This is a genomic window from Shewanella sp. GJ50-10 (assembly GCF_055808815.1).
Window position 1 is genome coordinate 996,158 of sequence record NZ_JBVVSS010000001.1, and the last position, 18,408, is coordinate 1,014,565.

Annotated in this window: 12 protein-coding genes; 4 read left to right on the forward strand and 8 right to left on the reverse strand. The window is 39.5% G+C overall.

Annotated features, from left to right (window positions below):
- Positions 1-89: 89 nt before the first annotated feature.
- From AC0L4E_RS04120 to AC0L4E_RS04140, 5 genes are all read right to left on the reverse strand, one after another.
- Positions 90-1,391, reverse strand: a complete 1,302-nt coding sequence (locus AC0L4E_RS04120) for an MFS transporter (protein ID WP_473678125.1) — start codon at positions 1,389-1,391, stop codon at positions 90-92.
- The gene (locus AC0L4E_RS04125) at positions 1,388-1,735 is read right to left on the reverse strand and encodes a cupin domain-containing protein (RefSeq protein WP_220751469.1); all 348 of its coding nucleotides are present in this window, start codon (positions 1,733-1,735) and stop codon (positions 1,388-1,390) included. Before AC0L4E_RS04125 ends, AC0L4E_RS04120 begins: the two co-directional genes overlap by 4 nt.
- A 9-nt stretch (positions 1,736-1,744) precedes the next feature.
- Complete coding sequence (locus AC0L4E_RS04130; protein ID WP_473678126.1) at positions 1,745-4,150, reverse strand: heparinase II/III domain-containing protein; 2,406 nt, start codon at positions 4,148-4,150, stop codon at positions 1,745-1,747.
- Complete coding sequence (locus tag AC0L4E_RS04135; protein ID WP_473681510.1) at positions 4,150-6,417, reverse strand: polysaccharide lyase 6 family protein; 2,268 nt, start codon at positions 6,415-6,417, stop codon at positions 4,150-4,152. Before AC0L4E_RS04135 ends, AC0L4E_RS04130 begins: the two co-directional genes overlap by 1 nt.
- Before the next feature lie 303 nt (positions 6,418-6,720).
- Entirely contained in the window at positions 6,721-6,969 is a 249-nt protein-coding gene (locus AC0L4E_RS04140) for a hypothetical protein (protein ID WP_473678127.1), read from the reverse strand.
- Positions 6,970-7,278: 309 nt separating this feature from the next.
- On the opposite strand from AC0L4E_RS04140, the gene AC0L4E_RS04145 reads away from it, so the two are divergent.
- Complete coding sequence (locus AC0L4E_RS04145) at positions 7,279-8,019, forward strand: FadR/GntR family transcriptional regulator (RefSeq protein WP_285164606.1); 741 nt, start codon at positions 7,279-7,281, stop codon at positions 8,017-8,019.
- A 1,114-nt stretch (positions 8,020-9,133) separates the two neighbouring features.
- Here AC0L4E_RS04145 and AC0L4E_RS04150 read toward each other — a convergent pair.
- Positions 9,134-10,267 carry a methyltransferase gene (locus tag AC0L4E_RS04150; RefSeq protein ID WP_473681512.1) on the reverse strand — a complete coding sequence of 378 codons (1,134 nt, stop codon included), beginning with the start codon at positions 10,265-10,267 and terminating at the stop codon, positions 9,134-9,136.
- Between the two features lie 193 nt (positions 10,268-10,460).
- Here AC0L4E_RS04150 and AC0L4E_RS04155 point away from each other — a divergent pair, with 193 nt between their 5' ends.
- Complete coding sequence (locus AC0L4E_RS04155) at positions 10,461-10,868, forward strand: hypothetical protein (RefSeq protein ID WP_473678129.1); 408 nt, start codon at positions 10,461-10,463, stop codon at positions 10,866-10,868.
- Positions 10,869-11,173: 305 nt separating this feature from the next.
- Positions 11,174-12,967: an ABC transporter transmembrane domain-containing protein gene (locus tag AC0L4E_RS04160; protein ID WP_473678130.1), complete on the forward strand. Its 1,794-nt coding sequence runs from the start codon at positions 11,174-11,176 to the stop codon at positions 12,965-12,967.
- Between the two features lie 95 nt (positions 12,968-13,062).
- Here the strand turns inward: AC0L4E_RS04160 and AC0L4E_RS04165 are convergent, their stop codons facing one another.
- A complete protein-coding gene (locus AC0L4E_RS04165; protein ID WP_473678131.1) occupies positions 13,063-14,661 on the reverse strand; it encodes an AMP-binding protein in 1,599 nt (532 codons plus the stop codon).
- Between the two features lie 476 nt (positions 14,662-15,137).
- On the opposite strand from AC0L4E_RS04165, the gene AC0L4E_RS04170 reads away from it, so the two are divergent.
- The gene (locus tag AC0L4E_RS04170) at positions 15,138-17,747 is read left to right on the forward strand and encodes a TonB-dependent receptor plug domain-containing protein (protein ID WP_473681514.1); all 2,610 of its coding nucleotides are present in this window, start codon (positions 15,138-15,140) and stop codon (positions 17,745-17,747) included.
- Between the two features lie 62 nt (positions 17,748-17,809).
- Here AC0L4E_RS04170 and AC0L4E_RS04175 read toward each other — a convergent pair whose 3' ends face one another.
- On the reverse strand, positions 17,810-18,340 hold the full coding sequence (locus tag AC0L4E_RS04175; RefSeq protein WP_473678132.1) for a thioredoxin family protein: 531 nt from the start codon (positions 18,338-18,340) through the stop codon (positions 17,810-17,812).
- Positions 18,341-18,408: the final 68 nt, after the last annotated feature.

Sequence of the window (18,408 nt, forward strand, 5' to 3'; positions counted from 1 at the left end):
TTAATCCATCAATATAGCGAATGACTTTTTCGTTAAAGATAATGTCTTGCTAAATCGTTTAAAAATACTTCTTATCTGTTTATTTATGCTTACTTATTTTTCGGGCTAACAGGCTCTATTTTAGGTATCAAAATCCAGACTGATGCTATGGCAATAACCGCAAGTGATGCACCAATAACGAATGCTGGAGTGTAGTTACCGTTAGCTGTTAAATATGGCACTAATGCTGTTAAGCCTAATGCACCTAACTTTGCTGCCATTCCTGATAAACCCGCTAATGTTCCAACCGCTTTTTTGCCAAATAAATCGCTTGGCAATGTTTGCACATTTCCGATGGCTGTTTGGAAACCAAATAAGATGACCGCCATGATCATAACGGCAGTTGTTGGTCCACCAGGGTTCGCCATGGATAACAGTGCCGGCAGCATAATCAAACAACCTAAGGTTATCGTCAGTTTGCGTGTTTTATTGGTATCCCAACCTGCTTTTAAGCGGTTTTGTGCCAAAAGGCCACCAAACCATGCACCTAACATAGCGCCTACATAAGGAACCCAGCCGTATATACCAATAGATTTAACATCCATGGCGTACACTTCATTCAGGTAAATTGGGATCCAGAAAACAAATAACCACCAAATAGGATCTATCGCAGCGGAGGCAATAATCACGCCCCAACTTTGCTTATGAGAAAGCAACTCACCAGTTGTAGGGTTGTACTCTTTAGCGTCAACTTCATCGTCTGGCTTAGCGGTTTTTTGGCCTGTTAGAATGTATTCACGTTCTTCTTCGGTGATCCAAGGGTGAGACTTAGGCGGTGCTTTAACTAAGATAATCCAAGGGATTAACCAGAGTAAGCCCACTAAACCAATGACCACAAAGACCATTTGCCAACTAAAGTAAACGGTCATATAAGCGATAAGTGGAATTGAGATAATGCCGCCAATAGCAGCGCCAGAGTTGAAGATCCCTTGAGCTAGCGCGCGTTCTTTTGTGGGGAACCAGTCGGCATTACTTTTAGCAGCACCTGGCCAGTTTCCAGCTTCTGCGACACCTAAAATGGCTCTAAAGATACTGAAACTTAGCATTCCTTGGGCAAAAGCATGGGCAGCAGTAGCAAGTGACCAGACACCGATAGAAAGTACAAAGCCTAATCGGGTGCCAATCCAATCAAATATTTTGCCAAATATTGCCTGACCAAATGCATAAGATAATATGAAAACAATAGAGATATTTGCATATATCTGTTTGCGCTCTAACGCTGACTCATCTGGGAATATATCTTCAACAATGTCAGGCCAAAGCACACTAAGCGCAGAGCGATCGATATAATTAATCACGGTCGCTAATGCGATGAGTAGAATGACCCACCATCGAAGATTGTTTATTTTCATTTTAATCCCTCAATGAAATCTTCCCTTGCAGGGCTAAAGGTATCAATCAAAATGCCACCCGTTGGGCAGGTTGCACCGTGATCTGCATGAGGAGGGATCATGCAGCTGTCACCAGCTCTTAAAATCTTAGTAACACCATCAATATTAAAATGAAATTCGCCTTCTACAACGTAGGTAACTTGTGAATGTCTGTGGGCATGGTTATAACCAATTGCGCCTTTCTCAAACCAAATTTTTACCGCCATTAACTCTTCATTAAACCCAAGCATTTGTCGCTTTAGGCCGCCGCCGATATCTTCAATTTCCGTTTCATTGCCAAATGAGAAATGTGCACTCTGTTTCATGGTTAACTCCTACTGCGTAATGGTTAATAACTGGTATCTTCCGCTGAAGCTGTAAGGCTTTTTAAGGTAAGAAAAGTTATTGGTTGTGGTTTGTTTTTTTGGATTTTTGGTGTTGTTTTTCAAACTATCGTCAGCCTGTTTATGGGACACGGCTAATACGAATTGCTGGGCTGCATCGGTGTCAGTTTTTAAGCTAAAACCGATAACACCGATGTCACCTTGACGTTCATATGTCATTGATTGCAATCTGCTGGTGGCATTTAAGGTGTATTCAGCTGATGGGTTATATTCGCCATGGGGCTCTAACACGCTAACAAATCGATGTTGCTTACTGTTTGTCACACGTTGAATAAAGCTGCTTTCATTACGAAGATTATCGTTAGGGTCATTAGCGCCAAGTTGAGTAAATAACATTTGAGTCGCACCATTATTAATACTGCTGTGAGTATAAAAATGGCCGTTTTTATTTAACCAAGTGACTTTTTGTAAGGTGGTATCAGAAGATACTTCAGTGCTTTGAGGGTGAGATATCGCCTTAAGCCATAAGTGCTGATAACCAGAATGTTTACCTAATGGCTTAAGTTGATTGATAAATGACTGACGCTGGAAATTGGTATCAATGAACTGCCCTTGATAATGGACAGGGAGATCATATTGATGTGGATTTTCGCTATCAACATCAAGTACATCAAACACCAGTGGATACTCAATACTATTAGCATTAACGGAAATCAATGCCATAGTACGAGTAAAACTGACGTCTTCATACGCCGTATTGATGCTTGCAGAAGCTAATGTCGCTTGTTTATCGTTATGGAAGAATAGCAAATCTGGATGGTACTTATTCCCTGTTCGGGTATTGCCATTAAAGTGACTGGTTTCATCAACGACAAGGGTATTGTGAGCGATGGTTTGTTTAGCCCAAGTTTTATTTTCAGGTAAATAGCCACCACCGGACTTAGCTTCGATATTCAGAAATCTTGCTGCGCCATAATCAGCAACAATCTCTTCGCCATCATCGTAAAATTGCCAATTTAGTTTATCGAAATGCCCATGGCCTAACCCCTGCGCAGTCGCCTTGAATACTAAAGCTTGGCTGCGAACACCTTGCTTAGGTTTATGATTATTGATGGTAGTTTGACGGCGCATAAGGACCAGTGCGCCTTCATCACCGTTTTTACCGTCACGCATAACCATAGATGAAAATGGGTAACGGCTTGGCAGCTTAGTTGAATTTTTTTCTGTATCTATTGCCTGAGCGAGTTTGAGGCCATCACCTGTGAGTAAAATACGATTTTGTTGTCGAGCTATATCGACTAGGTCACTGCTCGTATTAAGTGAATTAGTATTAAAGGCATCAGCATTTGGGCTATTAGCATTCAGACCATACGCAATGCTCACAGCAATGACTAACTCCATAGTATCGATGCCTTTGCTTTTAATGGCATCATTTAACGGGAAGAATAAGCCGTTATAACTTAAATCAATCGTGCTATAGATTGCTTTAAGCAAGATATCATCGCGGTAGTGAAATATTTTTCTTTCAGGCTGATTCTGCTCAATGGCTTTTGCAAATGTCACAAATGGGAGTAGAGCAAAACGTTGATAATAGGGACCTTCGTTATAATATCCGTCTGGTGAAAATAACTCGTCCAACTGTTTTAGAAAGCCGCCTTTACCAGATTTGTCTAAATCTAATAGTGCTATTTCAACCAGCTCAGGCTTATCTAATACAAAGCCTGTCATTCCCACTGCGGCAGTTGCCCATGTGCCATGGTTATGAACTTTATTAAAGGTGTGCGGTGATTGGACTGAAATAAAGTCTGCCACTGGTAAAATAATGCCAGTTTCTATTGTTTGCCTGTCTTTATCGGATAAAGATTCAATAATAAAATCGTAAGCCTGAATGGTATGCACAAGCCACATTGCTTCGTTAAGCCCTTGCCAAAACAACTTGCCTTCATTTTTACTTTTCCGTTTTGGGTGACGGGGTAAGGTAGGGTAAAGCTCGGCATATTCCAGTAACATATCACGAACGAAATGCGAATATTTAAGCTCTTGGGTTAGCTGATACATGATGCCTGCATCATACATGTGCTGATAGTTTTTCTTATGGCGCTCATGGGTGTAACCACCGCCACCATCAGCGGGAACAGGTACAATAATCTCTTGCTTTATAAAGCGATCAACTTCAGCTTTTTTTGTCTCAAAAGTCTGCTTAAATACACCTTGTGACTGAATTACTAGTCGCATACTTTTCACATCTTGCTGGTTAATCACCAACCTAGGGTGGCTTATAGCTGCTGTGGATGTCGCCGCAGTTGCATGCATTAGTAGTGAGATGACAAGGATCTCTATCCCTATAACAAAGGCAATAATTTTATTGATGCGTCGAGAGTCAGTATTTTTCATCATTACAGCACTTTCTTATCTGACTGGGTAACAAGGTTATCTGTCAGCTTGGCGGTTGATTCGCCAACAGCGTATAGCTCAGTGACTTTAGGTTCGTTAGTGTCGATAAATTGGTTGTGTGTTACTTGGGTGATAGGTTCCCCTGTGGTGTGTTCAATATTGATATAAGCACTGTTGCTGAAGCGGTTTTTATTGATATCAGCCACTTGAACACCATGAATATATAAGCTGGCTTTACTCTTATTGCGCTTACCATTACCGACATTGCTCAGGTCGTTATTGTTAAAGCTAATATGTGGGCCAAAGGTGCTTTCATCGGTGCCACCACGATAAAGCTTCACCAATGCACCATCAATGTCATTAAACTGGTTGTTATTGATAGTGAGGTATTCAGCATTATAAATGCCGCGATCATCGGTTTCTTTATTGAGTCTAAATAAATCACCAGATATTAAGCTAAAGCGGTTATTGATAATTTCGATTTTGTTGGCAAATGCCCGCGCGCCAGAATCGAAAAAATGAAATGAGTGGTTGATGTTTAGTTGACTAATATCGCTGTTATACATGCTAAATCGATAGTTGGTGAGCATGCCCCATTTGCGGGTTCTGACGACAGTATTACCAGATGAATCAGGGCTGCTAGCCCCCGTTATGGCAAGGCTATCGAGCTTTAAATTACCGCCATTTTGAATTTCAAATAAACTGGCACGGTTAAAATTGATCACAGGCTTTTTGGGAGACTGACCAATAACCGAAATGGTTTTATTAATCTCAATGATTTTTTCAATCAAGTATTCACCAGCTTGCAGTGAAATGATATCGCCATCATTGGTATTATCTATCGCATCGATTAGCTCATCGGCACTAGATACTTGATGGGTTTTACCTGAGTCAAAGGCGATTTCAGGTTCATTTTTAGGGTACCAAGTAACGCCAGTTTGAGCTTTTAAGGTTGGGCTGATGGTTTTTGGGGCGCCAAAGTTGGCATTATCTTCATTGACTGGGTAAAGCAGACCATTCTCAGTTCGTTCTAGCGCAATCTTAGTTGGTTTAATGCCTTGAGATATTTGGTTGTTATTCAGAACATTCGATAAGTTATTGGTAAATTGGATCCCGGAAATATCATCAAAGATTGAAAAGGGAGCTTGTTGGTTATTATTCACAAATAAGTTGTCATTTATGACTGATTTTTTTGGAACTGCGGAGCGCTCTTTATCGCTGCCAGCAGCTAAATGAATATGGTCAACGTCAATAAAGCTGTTGTGATTAACATTGGCATTAACCACTTGATGATAGCGATTGAGTGGCGAATTTGGCACACCGTTCATGATGGTAAAGCCACTACCGAAACGATAACCTTTTAACCCTTCTAAGTAGTTGTTGGTAATGGTTTGGTCACGGTTAATAATTCGAATACCACCTGTGTGGTCAACACCGTTACCTAAAAACACGTTGCTATCGATGTGATTGCCGTTACCGTGTCGCATGGTTAACGTGCCACGAGATTCAAAAAAGGTATTGTTGCGGACTATATTTTTGCCCGCTTTGATTGAAATGATTTCTACTTCGCCATCGCAACGATCAAAATAGTTGTTTTCGATAACGGTATAAGAATTTGTCATTGAGTGATGGCTGGTACCAATACGGATAGTTTCACCGCCGTTAGAGCCTAATGTTGGGCGAGGGCCAAAATAGTTATGATCGATTTGATGATGATTTTGTTGGCTTTCTTCGCTGCGAAGTCTGACGGTTAAGGTCACACCTTTATTGCGTTTTCCAATCAGATGATTATGGTCAAAACGGTTATGTTTGCCGTATAGCGCAACCCAAAAGTCTGACTCGTGACGATCTGGGTTATTAAAATTATCAATAACGACTTCTGTTACACGGGAGTGGTTGGCAAACTCATCATTAGCTGTACGAAAGGAGATGACTGAATTACTTGGAGTATAACCATCTTTAAAGACTAAGCCTGATACCTGTAGGTAGGCACCAGACATTTGTAAATTTGATTGGCCTGTTAATATCACTTTGCCTTTGGTTTGTGCTGAAAGGCTAATAGGAGCATCTTTTGTGCCTTGGCCAGTAAACTTCATTTCAAAGTCTTGCCAAATTCCGTCTGTGAGTATGATGTCATCACCGGCGGTTAACTTGTTTACGGCCTGATTAAACTCTGCTTGGTTACTTACCGTATAACTTGCAGCATTGAGCTGGCATGAGACTAATAGTATTCCAAATACGAATACTGATTTTAAAGAAGCAGAGAACATCTTGTCATTGTGTGTTGAGCTAGGTATTGCTTTGAATGAAAAACTCATCATGACTCTCTTTATCGTTATTATTGTCAAATTTGTTTATAAAACCTGTTTTCACAGGCGCGAAACTGCTTCTTATTAAACTAAATAACTCCTACCTCAATAATTAAGGTAGGAGCTGCACGACTAAGTTTTACTTAAGGCTAAAACTTAACTTTTGCACCAAGGAAATATTTAGAACCAGAACTAGAGTAGTCCGAAACAGTAGTGTCGTTACCACGCGTCATAATTTGCGGTTCGTCTAACAAGTTCAGCGCTTTAAGTGAAAGCGATAAGTAATCTGTCACTTTGATGGTGACCTGAAGCGCCTGAAATGTTTTCAATTAAATCTGATACTTGTGTAGTGACTTGAGATGTTGGTGTGGCGACTTCAATTGCTTCGTTCTCATCTTGTGCGAAAACGGGTGACGTTAATAATGCTAAAAGTGCAGAGCTGTAAATAGCGCTTTTAGGTTGTAAATTGATCGTGCTTAATCTTAAAGCGCGACTAATTTTATTAAGTTTCACGTTAATCTCCCCAGATTAATTATTTAATTAAATGTGAACACAATCCTTTAAACACGATCTTTAAATACAACTTTGCGTCTAATAGAAACTAACCAATGGTCAACTATGTTGTCAACCAATTTATGTTACCAACAGGTTCTAAATTATGTGCTATTGTTATTACCAATAACATTCTTTTAACTAAATCGAGGCTTATATGAAATCTGCTCTAGTTAAACAAATTTGTAAAATAGGATTTGCGTTGACTAGGTAAATAGATATCATGTTAGTAATACAAGAAAATTGGTTTTAACAATTGAAGGACCAGAGATGAAAAGTAGGCGTATGTTTTGGCGTATCGTAGAAGAGATCGAAGCGTCTATTGCTAGCGGCGAATATACTCCTGGAAGTCGTTTACCTCCAGAAAGGGAGTTGGCTGAAAAGTTTGATGTTAGTCGACCAACAGTTCGTGAAGCAATTATTGCACTGGAAGTGCGTGAGAAAATCGAAGTTAAAACTGGCTCTGGTGTTTATGTCTTACAGTCTGCCAATAAAGCTGATCAAACTAATAAGATTAATGCGTTTGAACTGACGCAAGCTCGTGCTTTAGTTGAAGGAGAAATTGCCGCTCTTGCTGCAAATACCATTACTAAAGAAGAGTTGGTCGAACTAAACAAAACATTGATTATGATGGAAAATAAATCATACGTTGAAGAAGCGGATGAGATGTTCCATCAGATAATCGCTAATTCCACTCGAAACGGTGCCTTAATTAAATCGTTTCAAAATTTGTGGGCATTAAGGGCATCGAGTCAAAAGATTATTACTGACTATGCCAGTGTTTGTAGCAAGGATAATAAGAAAACCCTTGATGAACATACCTCAATTTATGAAGCACTATTAGCAAATGATGCTTCAGAAGCAAGGCTTGCAATGCATAGACATTTTAATCGTTTGATTAATGTTTTATTTGATACTGTTGAGGCGCAATCATTAGAAGAAGTGCGTCGTAAGAACAGTGAAAAACGTGACTTATACTCTATTGATAACTTAGTTAACCGCTTAAGCTAACGTATTTTCACTTCCTTTAGTGAATGTTAACTCAGGTAAATAAGTAACCGTTTTAATTAAAGCCTTTCAATACGAGAGGCTTTTTTTGTGTTTATTTTTATTGATTCATGCTTACGTAAACTTAAGCGAGAATAGTATCTTATTGATAGTAATAGTCTTTTTTTGATTAGTAAAAGTAAAAAAGGCCTCTCATAATGAGAGGCCTTTTTACTTCGTTCCAAACGAGGGGGGAATGATTTGGAACGAAATTACTCGATTTAAACAGCAAAACTGAATAATTTTAATCATAGGTTTCACTAAACTTGACTACCTTATTGCTAAGGTATTGATTATTCAGATCAAGATTTCTAACAGCTAAACAAGCCACCTAAACCGTTTTATCAGGTTCACCTGAGTTTTAAACAGAGTCTTAATAGTGAAATCAATCTTTATTTTGAAACAAAATTAATACAAATCGAGCTTGGGTAAGTGATTTTTATTAAAATTTGGTCAGCTCTTTAGCCTTTTTTTGCAGTAAAAATATTCAAAATCAATTTAACTGTTAACTATTTGTAATCCTGTTTTGCTGGTTTTATTTCTGATTTTTACACAACAATAATGAAACGATAGTGGTAATAACGCTATTTTGTCAACCTGTTCGAGTTTGTTGTATTACCAATTGTATGGCTTGGTAGTGAGATTTTTATATGGTCTATTAGCTTGGTAAAGCTAATAGACCATCGTTACGACAATGAGCCCATAGTAAACAATTACAAGTAAATGGCATCGTGTCGTAAGTCTTGGGAATAAGCTTACGCTAAGGTTTTATCTGTAAGCTTCTATCGGTAAGGTTACTATCAGTATGCTTCTATCAGTAAGGCTTTAGGTGTAAAGTTTTATTAGTTATTTTTGTATGCGGAAGTTTTTAAGTGTAATTTTGGGGCTAGATGATTAACGATGCGCTAGTAACCACTAACTCATCGCCAATATCTATTATTTATATCAATACTTAAATCTATGGTCAGTATCGCCATCTTAGTTTTACGCACTAGTGCTGGACGCAGTTAAGTAAAATCCATTGACGGTAGACTTAACTTAGTACGGCATGTTTAAAACAATCATTAGCTCTAAGCGGTTATTTACGCGCCTGTAAAATAACGAATTTACCATTGGAAGCCACTGTTTTACAGTTTTTAAATATCCGTTGAAGCTTAATGTGATAAGACAGATGACGGTTACCGACAACCTGCAATAAACCGCCTGGTGCAAGCCTTCTACGAGCATCAAGAAACATTTGCCATGCGATATGATCAGTTATAGCTTCACCTTGATGAAATGGCGGGTTGCACAATACTAAGTCAGCACTAATTTCTTCATCCAAATGTGTCAAACAATCATCCCAATGAAAGTGGCCGAGTTCGGTTGGTAATTGGTTTACTTCCCAATTATGTTGGCTAGAGGCAACAGCCATTTCTGAATCATCTACAAAATGAATATTGGCATTGTTATAAAGCTGCGCAGCACGTAATCCTAGAATCCCATTACCGCAGCCTAAATCTATGACTGTATTAAATTCACCTTTAGGCATGTTATCAAGCATTATCCGCGCGCCAATATCCAGTTTATTGGCAGCAAATACATTACTCAAATTACTGATCGTTAGGTTTAAATGTTCAACTGGCCAAGTCACTTGAACAAGGCTTTTACGCAGCTTGCCGTCAGTGACACAGCTTATAACGCGCGTTTTCTTCCAAGTTAAACTCGCAGAAGCTGGACCGAGGTTTTGCTCAATAATTGCAAGTAGCGACTTATTGATACTTTTTGCTTTAGCGCCAATAAGTACTTGGGTACCTGCAGGTAAAACCTGAGATAAACGTTGTAATTGGTGGGCAAAGTAGGTCAGGTTTTTAGGCAGTTTTATAAGTACAAGTTGAGTGTCTGTAGGCAACAGGTCACGACTATTAAAGTGGCTAATATTGGTTTGTGCTAAATGATTGTCTTCAAGGTTTTGTTTTGCCCCTAATAAACTGGTTTTAGCATCAGTTTCAACAAATAATGGCCAAGTTGGTTCTCGTTTGATTAACGCGCATTGCAAGGCTCCAAAACTGTCATTAATGATGGCAGTTTTTTTTACGGTAATGTCGTTTTCAACTATGTGCTTAATAAGGTGTTCATCAGCCGCATCCCATGCTTGAAGATTCGATTCTTGTTGTTTGGGATAGCGGTATAAATCTAATTCGATACCTGCACATGAAAACTGACTAACAATCATTATTTTTTACCTAAAACCATCACGACGAATAGCCAGTAATTATCGCAGATTAGCTAACGTTGTGCGAGGGAAGTTGTTTGGGCTAGCCTGATTTGTCGTTTAATGGGAGCACTAAGCTTAGGTTTGCTATTGCTGTGACCAATCAGTACCATCAAGTAATTGATAACTTCATTTTTTACAAAGGATTTGTATGAACGGTGCAGGTGGTACCTCTGGCGGTATTGGATCATTTTTTATCGGTTTAATCATGATGTGTGGCGGCTTTTATATGCTACTGAAGGCGATAAAAGTAACCAGTTCATTTGGTTTTAGCCATAGTCTTTATAATGTTGGTGGAGTTAGCTTAACCAGCGGCATGATTATGATCCCATTCATGTTCGGTATCGGGCTTATGTTTTATAACGCTAAGAACATCTTAGGCTGGATCCTGACATTTGGTTCTTTAGTGGGGTTGATATTCGGCGTGATTAGTTCGATTAATTTCCGTTTCAGCCATATGAGTGCATTTGATTTGATTGTTATTCTGGTGCTCAGTGTCGGTGGTTTAGGGATATTTTTACGTTCATTAAAAACGATTGATTCGAGCGTTAAAGAGTAATAGCCCACGTAATAAATGACCCGATTTTAAACGCTAACATTGTAAATGTTAGCGTTTTTAGTTTTAGCCACTTGCTAGTGAAACTGCACTAAAACTAACTGCATTAAAACTAAGTGCATCAAACTTAAGCTCATCAAACCTAAGCTGATTCACCTTACCGCATCAATATCTAGGTACATATCACCCACAAAACCACGAAGTTTCAGCTAATTGACTGATATAGCGAATCGAAACCAAATCGCTTTAACTTCAATTGCCAGTTTATTGATATCATGGCTGGCATAACGCGTTCATGAGAATTCATTTTGACAACACAAACTTCCCAGCTAGATGCAGAGACTCAAGTGACTGCTTCACCTCAATATTCTGTTTTATCTTGGATCATGTCCTTTTTAAAACCTTATCGTATGAAAGTCGTGGCAGCGATTATCTTTTTGTTTATTGGTTCGTTTGCTTGGTTATCCCTCGGCCAAGGCGTAAAGATGATGGTTGATGAAGGTTTTGTTGCTGATAATGCCGAGCGTTTAAATGAAATTGTTTTATTCATTTTAGGTATTACAGCTATTAGTGGTACCGCGGTTTTTTGTCGTTTTTATTTAATGACTTGGCTGGGTGAGCGAGTGATAGCTGATATTCGCTTAACAGTTTATAACCACCTCTTAAATCTCTCTCCTGCTTTTTTTGCCGAACAAAGAACGGGGGAGGTGATATCGCGATTCACCGCTGACAGTACTTTATTGCAGAGTGTTGTGGGTAGCAGTTTATCGATGGCATTTCGCTCGACTGTGACAGTTTTTGGCGCGATGGTGATGATGGCCATTACCAGTCTTAAACTGACGGGTTTAGTGCTTCTTGCTGTGCCAATGGTATTTATCCCTGTCATATTTTTAGGTAAAAAAGTTCGTCAATACTCTCGTAAAAGCCAAGATAAAGTCGGTGACTTAGGGGCCTATATCGATGAGACCTTGCATGAAATCCACACGGTGCAAGCTTACGGCCACGAGAGTAAAGATAGAACAGTATTCAATCTTCAAGTTGAATCTGTTATGACGGCGGCAAAAGCACGTATTTTATACCGCTCGATTTTAATCTCTTCAGTGATGTTTTTAAGTATTGCAGCTATAGCAGTAGTGCTTTGGGTTGGTGCCCAGGATGTGATGCAAAATAATATCAGTGCAGGTGAATTATCTGCATTCATGTTTTATGCCGTAATGGCTGCTGGATCTGTCGCTACTATCAGTGAAGTTTTCAGTGAAATTCAGCGTGCTTCTGGTGCGGCAGAAAGGCTGATTGAATTAGTGCATACGCCAATTGATATTCCACAAGATTCAACACCTATAGTATTACCTGCAAAAATAAACGGCAATCTGAGCCTTGAAGCACTGCGTTTTGCCTACCCGAGTAATAAAGAGGATGTCATAAAAGGCATTACGCTTAATATCAATGCTGGCGAAAGAGTGGCATTAGTAGGTGAAAGTGGCGCGGGTAAGAGCACCTTGTTTGAATTGCTACTGCGTTTTTATCAACCCAAAGCTGGGCTAGTAAAGTTAGATGATATTGATGTGTCCAAACTGAGCTTACAACAATTGAGGGAGCAATATGCTTTAGTGCCTCAAGAGTCGGTTATTTTTGCCACCAATGTATTTGAAAATGTGCGATATGGTCGCGTCGATGCAAGCAAAGAGGAAGTGATACAGGCTTGTGTTACTGCTAAAGCCGATGAATTTATTCAAGAGTTGTCAGACGGTTATGATACTTACCTTGGCGAAAGAGGAGTAAAACTCTCCGGTGGTCAAAAACAGCGTATTGCCATTGCGAGGGCAATTCTTGCCGATAGACCTATCCTATTACTAGATGAAGCCACCAGTGCGTTAGATGCGGTTAGCGAAGTTAAAGTTAAGCAAGGGTTAGATAACTTGATGTACGGGCGTACTACGTTAATTATTGCTCATAGGCTGGCTACCGTGATTAATGCAGATCGAATTATTGTACTTGAAAAGGGTCAAGTCGTTGCCCAAGGTACACATCAAGAATTGATGTTATCAAGTGAGGTTTATAAAGAATTTGCCAGCTTACAGTTACTGACTGAGCAGAGTTAATTGCCTTGAGAGTGTGATTCAGCGCTTGTAATAAAACGCCGTTATCAGATAAGTGATAACGGCGTTCAATTTAAGTGAATTTATTAAGTGGCTGCTTATTTCCTAAGCTCTCGTCGTAAAATTTTACCTACAGTGCTTTTAGGTAATTGTGCAGTGAATTCGATAATGCGAGGAATTTTATAAGCAGTTAATTGGCTGCGACAATAATCGGAGATTTGCTGTTTAGTCTCTGCTTCATTAGTCGTTTCTTCTTTCAGCACTATAACTGCTTTGACAGCTTCTCCAGACTTATCATCAGCGACACCCACTACGGCGCACTCTAGTACTAACTCATTTTGAGATAGTACGTCTTCGACTTCATTAGGGTAGACATTAAAACCCGATACAATAATCATATCTTTCTTACGGTCGACAATTTTATGGAAACCTTCTTCGGTCGCAACCGCAATATCGCCGGTTTTAAAATAGCCATCTGCAGTCATCACTTTTGCTGTTTCTTCAGGTTTTTGCCAATAACCTTGCATGACTTGTGGTCCTTTAACCGCAAGTTCTCCAGCGTCGCCTAGTGGCACTTCTTCATCGTTAATATCTAAAATTTTTACGTCAGTATCCAGTACTGGTTTACCTATGGTGCCAAGTTGCTGGAAACTCGGGGCATTTAAGCTCACTACAGGTGATGTTTCGGATAAACCATAACCTTCCGAGATCATGCAGCCAGTGGTTTTTTGCCAAACATCAGCTGCTGCACTTGTTAAAGCAGTTCCGCCAGAGATAGTGATGGTTAACTTACTGAAATCTAATGCTTGAAATTCAGGTTGATGACACAAGCCAACAAATAGGGTGTTAAGGCCAGCAAAACCAGTAAAAGGGTAACTTGCCATAGTCTTAATTAACCCACCGATATCTCTTGGGTTTGGGATTAATACTGAGCAACTGCCAGACTCGAAGTAAAGTACTAGATTCACCATAAAGGCATAGATGTGGTAAATCGGCAGTGGTGCAACAAAAATATCTTTACCCGGTGTCATGGTGCTGGCAATACGAGATTTCACTTGAGCTGAATTGGCTAACATATTGCGATGTGACAGCATGGCGCCTTTAGATAAACCCGTTGTGCCACCAGTATATTGCAGCGCTGCTAAATCAGTTTGTTGAGGCTTAACAGGGGTATAATTGGTCTGTGCACCAAGTGATAGCATCTGATTAAATTCCACTTTATCAAATGGCGTTTCAGCTTGCGGTTGTGGGTTAATCAAATCTAATGCGTGGGTACTAATAACCAAAGAAACATCGGTTTTATCTATGACGTTGTTTAGAGTCGGCAATAAATCAGACAGCACCACTAAGGCTTTTGCGCCTGAATCATTAAATTGATGGATAAGCTCTCGCTCGGTATACAAGGGATTGGTATTAACGATGATAAGTCCTGCTCGAATTGCCCCATAAGCTGCGATGACAAACTGAGTAATATTGGGCAGTTGAATCGCGATGCGGTCCCCAGCGCTTAAATCACTGTGGTTTTGGATGTAGGCTGCAAAATGACGCGAAGCGATTTCAATTTCACTAAAAGTGGTTTGTTTGCCTAAACACGCATAAGCCACATTATCCCCATAACGTTGGCAAGTTTGTTCAATTAAGTCCACCAGAGATTGATACTGGTTGAGATCAAGCTGTGTATCTGCATCGTAAGCCATGCCTACCACCTTTGTTATTTTTTATTTTACAGGTAATCAAACGAGCGTTTAGATTAGTGCTGTTTTGTATAAAAGGTCAACACAATTATTAATTATCATCTTAATTAACATAGAGTTTTTACTCCAATTTGTGACTGAGTATTTCTATACAACTTAAGTGCTAATGGTGGTTTTTTGAACTGCACTAGGTTCATTTTTCAAGTTTATTTAATTAAGTAATTACTAATGGGTAGAGGATCTAACTGATTTTTGTCCATAAAAGTTGCTTTGTTAGTTTAACTATCTAAATCCTAGTGTTAAAGCCGTTGATTATTTTGACTAATAATAGAAATTGTTAGCAATTGTGTTTCATTTGTTATAGAAATGTAATTGCAAATGAAGTTACTTCATTTTGGGAGAGACGATTTTTAATCATTTAAAGCGATTAAAACATCTGTCACAAACAAATAAATATAATAAATAATGAGACACAAATGATGACTAATCTAAAGAAAAGGAAGTTTGGCTTAAACTCGTTAAGTCTTGCGGTAACAGTTGCTTTGGCCGGCTCTGTTATGTCGACACAAGCAATGGCTGAAGATGAGGAAGTCGCAGAAAACGTAGAAAAAATTGCAGTTGTTGGTAGCCGTTCTGCACCACGTTCAGTAGGTGATTCCCCTGTGCCGATTGATATTATTAGTGCTGAAGAGATCCGCAAGTCGGGTAATTCAGACATGTTAGAAATTTTGAAAGGGTCAGTTCCTTCGTTAAATGTACATTCAAATCCAATCAGTGATGCTGCGAGTTTGGTAAGACCTGCAAACCTTCGTGGACTTTCTGCTGACCATACTCTTGTACTCGTTAACGGCAAGCGTCGTCACCGTTCTTCAGTTATTGCATTTTTAGGTGGCGGAATTAACGATGGTGCTCATGGACCTGATATCTCAGTCATTCCAAGTATTGCGCTAAAGCAAGTGGAAGTTCTTCGTGATGGTGCAGCTGCACAATATGGTTCAGATGCGATTGCGGGTGTGATGAATTTTGAGCTTCGTGATGATGCCGAAGGCGGCTCAATTGAAGTTAAAACAGGTGAATATTACGAAGGCGATGGCGCAACAACAGAAGTTTCTGGTTATGTTGGCATGCCACTAACTAAAAATGGTTTCGCAAATTTAAGTTTCCAGTATAAAAATTCAGATGCGACAAGTCGAAGTACTCAACGTCCCGATGCAGCAGCATTTGCGGCTGCAGGTTTAGATGTTGAAAACCCTGCTCAAATTTGGGGCTCTCCTGAGATTAACGACGATATTTCGATTTTTGGTAACTTTGGCATAGAGCTAGATGAACACTCAGAAGCGTATTTATTTGGTAATTATTCTGAGCGTGATGTGAAAGGTGGATTCTATTACCGTAACCCTCACAATCGTCCAGGTGTCTATTCAAATGATGATGGAGCGACGCTTCTTGTTGGTGATTTAACTCCTGGCCCAGTGGGTCAAGTGAATGATGGCCTAGGTATAGGTGATGGCATAGACTGTCCAGTTATCGACATTACCTCTGCAGATGTGACCTCTCAAGCTAATTACATTAATGGGATTCAAGATAACCCAAACTGTTTTGCTTTTAATAAAATGATCCCAGGTGGTTTTACGCCGAACTTTGGTGGCAACATTGTTGATACTTCAATTGTTGCTGGTACCAATGGTGAGTTTCAAATGGACTTCCTTAAAGGCATTACCTATGACTTTAGTGGTTCGTACGGTAGCAACGCTTCTCGATATGAGATCGTTAATACGGTAAATGCTTCTTTAGGTCCTGATACTCCACGTGATTTTAGTCCTGGTAAATATATTCAAACTGAGTGGAACTTTAACGCTGATTTCGTTAAATATGTTGATTTCGGATTATCGGGTGATGTGAGTTTTGCTGCAGGTTTAGAATGGCATGATGAAACATTTGAAGTGATTGCTGGTGATGAGGCTTCATTCAAAGTCGGCCCATTAACGGATCAAGGCTTCGGTATTGGCTCTAATGGTTTCCCTGGTTTTCAACCATCAGCAGCCGGTGAATATAACAGTAAAAACAAAGCAATTTATTTAGATTCTAGTGTTCCATTTACTGATGATTTCTTAGCTGAATTTGCAGTGCGTTTTGAAGATTATGATTCGTTTGGCTCAACGACAAATTATAAAGTGGCAGCAAACTGGAATCTTGTTGATGAATTTGCCATTCGTGGTTCATTCAATACAGGTTTCCGTGCGCCGACAGTAGGGCAAGCAAACGTTAGTAATGTTCAAACAAACTTATCTGATGGTGTGTTAGTTGATTCGGCGTTACTTCCACCTACTAACCCTATTTCTGCACAGTTAGGTGGTGAAGCACTGTCTCCAGAAGAATCACAAAGCTTTACCTTTGGTGGTATTTATACCCAAGGTGATTTCTTCTTAACCGTAGATTATTACAACATTGAAGTTGAAGATCGTATCAGTCAATCTGACAAAATCACGTTAACAGATGCAGATAAAGAAGCGTTAAAAGCGGCTGGTGTTCCAAACGTAGATGGCTTATCGCAAGTTAGTTTCTTTACTAATGACTTTGATACAACCACTCAAGGTATCGATATTGTTGCCAACTATTCAGCTGAGCTATTCGCTGGTGATTCGTCTTTTTCTTTAGCTTATAACTGGAACGAAACAGAAGTTGACAGCTTTTCAGATATCACTGGTGACTTTAAAGTTTCTCGTTTAGAAAATGATTTACCTAATCACCGTGCAACCTTCACTTGGGGGCAAAACTGGGATAGTTTCGGACTGTTTACGCGACTTAACTACTTTGGTGAATTCCAAGGCGTTCACGTAGATTATGATGCAACGGCGATTACAGGAAGTGCTGCCGTAACAGTCGATATGGAATTTAGTTATTACATTAATGACTCATTCACTGTTGCAGTGGGAGCACAAAACTTATTTGACCAAGAAGCTGAAAAGTTAGCGTTTGAGGATGCTACGGGTATCCCAAATAATAACTGGGGCGGACAATACTACGAAACCTCACCGTTTGGATTTAATGGTGGTTACTACTACTTGAAAGGTTCATACAACTTTTAAGTTAGGCTAGAGCATAAAAAACCTTGCCAATTGGCAAGGTTTTTTTATGAAATCGAATTGAATTATTTCGCAGCTGCGAGTGCTTGAAATACAGCGTTAATAGTTAACTCAACGGGAAGAACAATACCTTGAGGATGACTTGGGCCGTAAACTTTATTAAATGGTGTTCCCATACCGCCTTCCATGCCAACATAGTTTTCTATCATGGCATTAGGTTCACTCCAATTACCTTTCATCAGCACTATATTGTCAGCTTCTAATGCGATAACCACTTTCTCGCGATGAGTCACATTGGCTTTATTAGCACGGCACGGTAGACACCAGTCAGCGTCTACATCAACAAATACGGTATAACCTTGTTCAACTAAAGGGGCTATTTGGGCGGGGTTAAGTGGCTTCCATTGTAAGCGCTGATAGGCATTATAATCTTCAGTTTTATTGAGAAACGAATACACACCGGTGAAACATAAGGTCATAAACCCCAGTAGAAATATAATAGCAGTGGGAATGTTCTTGCCTTTAATTTTCAAAAAAATAAGCAAAGCGATTCCGGCAAGTAAAAGCCCGAGAAGTAACGGAAGCATCAATGTCATTGTTTATTATCTCTTGCAAATTGAAATGTGTAATTTCGCTCACTATATCAAGCTTTGCTTAAGCTGAG

Coding starts and splice junctions, on each gene's coding strand:
- AC0L4E_RS04175 (WP_473678132.1), bottom strand. CDS start 18,340: ATGACATTGATGCTTCCGTTACTTCTCGGGCTTTTACTTGCCGGAATC.
- AC0L4E_RS04155 (WP_473678129.1), top strand. CDS start 10,461: ATGAACGGTGCAGGTGGTACCTCTGGCGGTATTGGATCATTTTTTATC.
- AC0L4E_RS04130 (WP_473678126.1), bottom strand. CDS start 4,150: ATGATGAAAAATACTGACTCTCGACGCATCAATAAAATTATTGCCTTT.
- AC0L4E_RS04120 (WP_473678125.1), bottom strand. CDS start 1,391: ATGAAAATAAACAATCTTCGATGGTGGGTCATTCTACTCATCGCATTA.
- AC0L4E_RS04135 (WP_473681510.1), bottom strand. CDS start 6,417: ATGTTCTCTGCTTCTTTAAAATCAGTATTCGTATTTGGAATACTATTA.
- AC0L4E_RS04145 (WP_285164606.1), top strand. CDS start 7,279: ATGAAAAGTAGGCGTATGTTTTGGCGTATCGTAGAAGAGATCGAAGCG.
- AC0L4E_RS04165 (WP_473678131.1), bottom strand. CDS start 14,661: ATGGCTTACGATGCAGATACACAGCTTGATCTCAACCAGTATCAATCT.
- AC0L4E_RS04125 (WP_220751469.1), bottom strand. CDS start 1,735: ATGAAACAGAGTGCACATTTCTCATTTGGCAATGAAACGGAAATTGAA.
- AC0L4E_RS04170 (WP_473681514.1), top strand. CDS start 15,138: ATGACTAATCTAAAGAAAAGGAAGTTTGGCTTAAACTCGTTAAGTCTT.